Annotated in this window: 4 protein-coding genes; 1 reads left to right on the forward strand and 3 read right to left on the reverse strand. The window is 71.5% G+C overall.

The features are described from left to right. A partial coding sequence (locus RISW2_RS22230) for an ATP-binding protein (RefSeq protein ID WP_043775374.1) occupies positions 1-2,339 on the reverse strand: 2,339 nt, incomplete at its 3' end. A 170-nt stretch (positions 2,340-2,509) separates the two neighbouring features. Here RISW2_RS22230 and RISW2_RS25855 point away from each other — a divergent pair. Next, positions 2,510-5,302 (forward strand): M10 family metallopeptidase, encoded by a 2,793-nt coding sequence (locus RISW2_RS25855; RefSeq protein ID WP_043775375.1) that lies wholly within the window; start codon positions 2,510-2,512, stop codon positions 5,300-5,302. 63 nt (positions 5,303-5,365) lie between these two features. On the opposite strand, the gene RISW2_RS22240 is transcribed toward RISW2_RS25855, so the two are convergent. Together RISW2_RS22240 and RISW2_RS25135 are read right to left on the reverse strand one after the other, a co-directional pair. Next, positions 5,366-6,760 (reverse strand): hypothetical protein, encoded by a 1,395-nt coding sequence (locus tag RISW2_RS22240; RefSeq protein WP_043775378.1) that lies wholly within the window; start codon positions 6,758-6,760, stop codon positions 5,366-5,368. Between the two features lie 69 nt (positions 6,761-6,829). Next, positions 6,830-7,264: hypothetical protein (locus tag RISW2_RS25135; RefSeq protein WP_211238743.1), on the reverse strand; the 435-nt coding region annotated here is incomplete at its 5' end.

Here is a 7,264-nt window from a genome sequence, read left to right on the forward strand (position 1 = left end):
AGGCCGGCCACGCGCGCCCGCGCCTCGAGCGCGGCGCGGGCGGGGGCGGCGTCGAGCGCGTCGAGGCGCGCCGCCGCCTCGGCGAGCGCGTCCGGGTCTGTCATGCCGAACAGCGCGCAGGCCGCGAGATAGGGATTGGTCTCGGCCTCGAAGGCGCATGAGGCGGCGCGCGCCTCCCCGCGCGCGTCATGCGCGAAGGACGCGGGCAGGTCGGGGGGCTGCGGCAGGTCGGCCCCGAGGCGTCGGGCCCAGAACCCGGCCTCGCCCCATTTCCGCGGGCTCAGCGCGGAGAGCGGCTGCGCGCTGAGCCAGTCCAGATGCGGGCCAGCCGCGGCGGGATCGCCGGCCAGCGCCGCGGCCTCGAGCAGCGCGACATGCATGACCGACATGTATTGCGGCTCGCCGGTCGACACCGCGTCGGCGAGCGCGCCGTCGAGCGCCGGCCGCGCGGCGGCGCCCTCGAGCCGGAGCCGCGTGCGGGCCGCGACCATGCGCGCCGGCAGCTTCATCAGCAGGGTCTGCCCCGCACGGTCGAGCACCGGGCCGGCGATGGCCAGCGCGTCGGCGAACCGCCCCTGTTCGAAGCGCAGCTGCGCCTGGCGTCCGACAAGGTAGAAGGTCCAGCTGTCGAGGTCGTGGGCGGTGTCGAAGGCGATGCCCTGGGACAGGAGGCGCTCGGCCTTATCGAGCGCCCGCATCTCGATGTAGCATTCCGAGAGATTGGTATAGACCCGCGCGGCCTGCTCGTGGAAACCGCCCGCGAGCGCGCCGCGCAGGCTTTCGAGCAGTGCCGCCTCGCCCGACGGGTCGCCGCGGAACAGCCGCGCCGACCCGATGGTGTTGAGCGCGTGCACGCGCACTTCCTCGTCGCCCGCGGCCTCGGCCAGCGCGCGGGCCTTCTCGCCCCAGATCACCGCCTCGGCCATCTCGTCGGACAGCATGTGGTAGTTTGCCCGGAGCGCGCAGGCCATGGCGCGCGCATGGGACCGGGGCGCGCTGTCCAGCAATTCGATGGCCTCGGTCACGTAGCGCCGGGCAAGGTCCGCCTCGCCGCGGTACCAGTGCAGCCGGGACAGCCAGCGCAGGTTGTCGCCCACCCGGTCCGGCCGCCCGAGACGGCGCCAGAGATCGACCGCCCTTTCCCGCGCCGCGATCACCGCGTCGTCGACGCGCAGCGCGAGCCCCGCCTCGTAGGCCCAGTCCTGGTGGATGCGCGCGGCCTGCTCGTCGGTCGCATGCGCGACATGGGCCAGCGCCGTCTCGAGATGCGCGGCGGCCTGGGCATGGGCGCCGAGCCGCGCGGCGCGCTCGGCGGCTTCGGGCGCATGGCGCAGCACGGCCGCGGCATCGCCCGCGCCGAGCGCGTGGTGCACGATGGCGTCGGGATCCGCCGCCTCGCCCGCGGCGCCGGCGAGGCTGTCCAGGAAGGCCGCGTGCGCCGCGCGCCGGTCGGGCGGAGCAAGGCGCGCCAGCACCGCGCGCCGCGTCAGTTCGTGCCGGAACCGCAGCCCGTCGCCCGCCTGGACCAGCAGCCCCGAGGCCAGTGCGTCGCCTGCCAGATCCGCGGCCCCGACAGCCGCGATCTCGGCCGTGCGCAAGAGCCCCGGGTGGCAGGACAGCCGCTCGAGGGCCCGCTGCAGGTCGGGGGCCAGCGCGTTCAGCCGGGCGTTCACGCTGTCGGCAATCGACACCGGCACGCCGTCCGCCTGCGGCGGCATGGCGATGAGTTCGGTGGCGAGGAAGGGGTTGCCGCCCGAGACCTGTGCGAGCCGCGCGGGTGTCCAGTGCGGCGGCGGTCCGAGCGCCGCAAGCCCGGCCTCGGTCAGCGGCCCGAGCGGCAGGCGCCGGACATGGCGCGCGGGGATCGCCCCCAGTGCCGAGCGCAGGGGGTGGTCGGCGGCCACGCCCTCCTCGCGGAACGTCACCACGAGAAGCACGGGCAGGGCCGAGATCCGCCGGCCCACGAATTTCAGCCAGTCGAGCGTGCCCTGGTCGGCCCAGTGCATGTCCTCGATCACGAGGACGGCCGGCGCGGTCCGCCGCGCCAGAGCCTCGAGCGTGGCGTCGAAATCCTCGGGCCGCGCCCGGCCCGGCGATTGTGGCCCGAGGCTGCGCAGAACCTCGCGCACGGGGCCGAGCGCCCGCGGCGTGTCGAGCGGATCGCAGAGGCCCGTGGCGCGGTCCGTGGCCGGGTCGAGCGCGTCGAGGAAGGCCGCGACGAGGCTCGATTTGCCGATCCCCGCCTCGCCGCTGACAAGCGCCAGGCGTCCGCCGCGATGGGGCACCGCCGCCAGCATGTCCGCAAGCGCGGCAAGGTCGGCATCGCGTTCAATCAGCATCTCGAAAATCCGCGGCGCGGGACAAAACCGGGTGGCGCGTCCCCTTAAAATCGGGGGGACCCACGGATGTTACGAAACCTGAGGTTGCATACAACGAAAATACGGGCCCGGCCGGGTGCCGCGGCGCCTTCAGGCGCCGAACCTTCCGTTTTCAAAAGAGAGATTTCGCCATGCCTCCCGTTCTCATTCAACCGAAGGAAACCCTGACCCATGTCGAGGCCGCCGACCGGCTGCTCGACTGGGATCACACCACGCGGCCCGAGATCGAGGCCCGCAAGTTCGCGGGCGCGTCCTTCGGCACCGGCGCCCTCGTCGGCTACAGCTTCGTCGACACGCGGGGCCTGCGGAACACCGACGGCGACAGCACGACCCTCGAGGCACCCATGTCGGCGCAGGACATCCTCGACGTGGAATCCTTCCTGCCGCTCATCTCGGACGTGGCGAACGTGACCTTCGTGCGGGTCACCGACGGGGGCGACGCCTATGCCAACACCGGCATGATCGCCTACCAGGAGCGCTGGTCGGGCGGCGGGCAGGCCCCGTCCTCGGCCTCCGCGCGGCCGGGCGACGCGGACCTCCTGAACCCGACCGTGGTGTCGATCGGCGTCGGCACCCCGCCGCAGGCCGGCATCGACGACCAGCGGCTGGTGCTGCACGAGACGCTGCATGCGCTCGGGCTGAACCATCCGGGCAATTACGACGGGGCAGAGGATTTCCTCGCGGGCTACGACCTGAGGGCGGAGTTCTACAACGACAGCTCCCAGTACACGATCATGAGCTACTGGCAGGGCTTCGAGACCGGCGCGAGCTACGGCCGCGACCCGGGCCAGACGCTGATGCTCTACGACGTGATGGCACTGCAGAAGCTCTACGGCGCCAACGAGACCGCGTTCTCGGGCGGCACCGTCTACGGCTGGGGGTCGAACACGGGCCGCGACGCCTGGACGGTCAGCTCGTCGAACCAGCGCATGTTCGGCGCGATCTGGGACACCGGGGGCGTCGACCGGCTGGACGGCTCGGGCTTTCTGTCCGACCAGGTGCTGGACCTGCGCGAGACGATGTTCTCGAACTTCGGGAACGACGTCGCCAACGTCACCATCGCCCCGGGCGCGGTGATCGAGAACGCGTCGGGCGGCTTCGGGGACGATTGGCTGATCGGCAACGCGGCGGACAACGTCCTGCGCGGCGGCGACGGCGACGACACGCTCGAGGGCAACGGCGGCGACGACTGGCTGTTCGGCGGAAACGGCGACGACCACGTCCGGGGCGGCACCGGGCACGACGAGGCCTATGGCGGCGCGGGCACCGACCGGCTGCTCTACGACCTCGCGACCACCGGCTGGCAGATCGACCTCGCGGCGGAACGCGCCCGGCGGCCGGGCGATGCGGCGGCCGAGATCGTCGTCGGCTTCGAGGACGTGGTGGGCGGCACCGGCGCCGACACCGTCTCGGGCGACGCGGGCGCCAACCGGCTCTGGGGCGGGAGGGGCAATGACCGCCTGTCCGGGCAGAGCGGCAACGACCGCCTGTTCGGCGACCGCGGCGATGACACGCTCGACGGCGGAACGGGCGACGACCTCCTGCAGGGCCGCGACGGCAACGACGTGATGATCGGCGGCCTCGGGCGCGACACTTTCGACGGAGGCGCGGGCCGGGACACGGTCGGCTACCGCTACGCGGCCCAGGGCTGGGACATCGACCTGGCGCGGGGCGTGGCGCAGGCGATCCCCGCGCCTGGCAGCCTTGCCGGAGGCGAAACCGGGACCGAAACGCTGCACGCGGTCGAGAACGTCGATGGCAGCCACCGCGCCGACCGGCTGACCGGCGATGCCGGCGCCAACGTGCTGCACGGCTTCGGGGGCGCCGACTCGATCGTCGGCGCTGCCGGTGCGGACACGCTCCACGGTGGCGACGGCAACGACCTGATCCGCGGTGGCACCGGCGCCGACCGGATGTTCGGCGGCAACGGCGACGACCAGTTCCGCGGCGGTGGCGGGCAGGACCATTTCGACGGTGGCGCGGGCCGCGACCAGATCGACCTGACCATCGAGGCCGCGGCCTATTCCGTCGACCTCGCCGCCGGGACCGCCGTTACCGCCGGCGCGATCGAGACCCTCGCCTCCATCGAGAACGTGCTCGGCACCGCTCAGGGCGACAGCCTTTTCGGGGACGACGGCGCGAACAACCTGCAGGGCCGCGGCGGCGCCGACCGCATCGGGGGCCGCGACGGCAGCGACGTGATCCTCGGCGGCAACGGCGACGACACGCTGTCGGGCGGGCGCGGCGACGACCTGATCTCGGGGGGCAGCGGCCTCGACGACATGGATGGCGGCTTGGGCCGGGACCGCGTGGATTACGGCTATTCGGGCGGCAGCTGGCGCATCGACATCGACGCGGAGACCGCCACGCGCATGGGCGGCGAGACCGAGAGCATCCGCAATTTCGAACACGTCTTCGGCGCGGGCGGCGCGGACGACATCCGCGGCGATGCGGGGGCGAACAATCTGAAGGGGGGCGGGGGCGGCGACACGATCCACGGGCGTGGCGGCGCGGACGTCCTGCACGGACAGGTGGGCAGCGACGTGCTGGTCGGGGGGCTCGGCGCCGACCGGCTGGTCGGGGGCACCGGCGCGGATGTCTTCATCTACGGGGCGCTGGCCGACTCGTCGCCTTTGGCGGGGCTTGACGTCGTTGCAGCGGGGGACGGTGCAGCGGCGTTCGAGATCGGCGGGGACGTTTTCGACTTCCGGCAGCTGGACGCGTCGCCCGGCCTGCGCGGGTTTCAGTCCCTGACCTATTCGGAGGCGGGCGGCCCGGGCACGGTCCGGGTCGTGGAGAGCTTCGGGAACATGAGCCTCGTGCAGGTCTTCATCGACGCCGACGGGCTTGTGGACCTGGGCGTCCTGATCGACGACGGCGCGGTCGGCGCGACGAGCTACGGCGCGGGGGATTTCCTGCTCTGAGCGGAGCCCGAGGCGCGCTCCTGCCCCGGCCGGACACCGGCCGGGGTTTGTCCGTTCCGGCCCCTACTGCGAGATGGACGCGCGGTTGCCGATACCGGTCTGGCCGACTCGTGCCGTGTTGCCACTGCCCGATTGCAGCAGCAGCGCCTCGTTGTCATCTCCCGTCACCACGAGATCGAAGAGGTTAAGGCTGCCGGTCTGCATCGCAGCTACGGCGTTGCGGTTGCCGGTCAGGCCGATCTGCACGACGTTGTCGAAGCCATCCTGTTTCACGAGCCCTACCGCCAGCGCAGGCATACCCGGCGCCGTGAATGCACCGACCGAGTTGTTCGCGTCGCCCGTCACCGTCACGTCGGCGCGGTTGCGGCCGGCCTGCTGCACCTCGAGGGCGTTTCCGGCCCCCGTCACCTGCACCGAGGTCGTGTTGTCGCCGCCGAGCCCGCCCAGGAAATCCTGCTCCACCGCAATGCGGTTGTCGTTGCCCTCGACGAACACGAAACCGTCGGCACCGCCCTGCTGTCGCAGCGCTACCGCGTTGCCGCTCGCGCGGTCGAGCAGGGTGACCTCGGCATAGTTCGTGCCGATCTGGTCAATGCCGATTTCGTTCAAATCCCCATCTACAGGCGCCAGCACGATGTCGTTCTCGTCCCCGTCCTGCCTGAGGCCGATGGCATTCAGGTCGCCAGTCACCACCACTGCGCCCACCGAGTTCAACCGGCCGCCCTGCCTGATCCCGAAGGCGGTGTCGTCGCCGGTCACGATCAACTCGGCGAAATTGCCGTTGCCGCGCATGTCGATGCTGCCCCCTTCCTGAACGAGGGTGCTGCTGGCGAGCGCGGGCAGTGCCGCGACCCCGAGGAGCGCGCCCTGCCCGTTCCGGTCGCCCGCGAGCGTCACTCGGATCACGTTGGCCTCGGTCCGGTCGGTGGTCAGCGAGGTCTGCGCGGCGCGAACGATCCGGTTGCCGGCGCCGGTCTGCTGCAGTTCCATCTGCTGCGGGGCCTGACCGCCCAACTGGACTTGCGACACCGCATCGATGCGGTTTTCGTCGCCGCCCCGCTGCACGATCCCGAGCATGTTCGCCCCGTTCGGCACGACGCCGAGGGACAGCTGCCGCACCTCGCCAACCACGTTGGCATTCGAGCGCTGTTCGATCGAGATTGCGTTGTGGATCGACCGCGTGGTGAAACGCCCCTCTTGAAGGAGGCCCGCGCCCTCGGTCGCGATGCGGTTGTTGGCGTTCTCCTGAACGATCGACAGGTCGTTCCAGAACCCGTCCTGCAGAATGGGCAGGGCTTCCAGCCCCGCCACGTTCCCGAAACCTGACTGCGTGATGTCGGCGCGGTTGTCGGCACCCGCCTGGTCGACGACGACAAGGTTCTCGTCGATCCCCTGTGCGGGTGCAGGGGTCCCGCCGACGAGGAGTGCCAGGCTGCCGGCCACGAGGAACTGACGCATGCGGTGTCTCCCGGGGAGGAAGGACGCCACCCCGCGCGCCTCCCTGACGCGCGGAGCGGGTCGGCCTGTCTACTGCGTGATGCCGAGCGCGTTGTTCGAACCGACCTGCGAGAAGACGCTGGTGTTCATCGCGCCGACCTGAACCACCGCCGCCATGTTGCCGCCGCCATCCTGCGTGCCGTCGATCCGGTTCCCCGACCCGTCCTGCGCGACGGCGAACACGTTGCGGTTACCCTCGACCGACAGGTCCAACAGGTTGTCCTCGCCCACCTGGAACACGCCCCCGCGGAAGAGGCCCGCGTAGGAATCGAGCGCCGTCCGGGTGTCTGCAGCGGTGCGGATGACGCTCAGCCCGGCACCGTTCTCGTTCCCCCGGACCTCGATGGTGGCAGTGTTTCCACTGCCGCCGAGCGGGCCGACCTGCGAAACGAAAAAGCCGTTCGAGCTCCCGGTCACCGTGACGCTTGCCTCGTTCGAGGCGCGGTTTTCCCGGAGCGATGTAGT

The organism is Roseivivax isoporae LMG 25204 (genome assembly GCF_000521865.1).
GTDB lineage: Bacteria > Pseudomonadota > Alphaproteobacteria > Rhodobacterales > Rhodobacteraceae > Roseivivax > Roseivivax isoporae.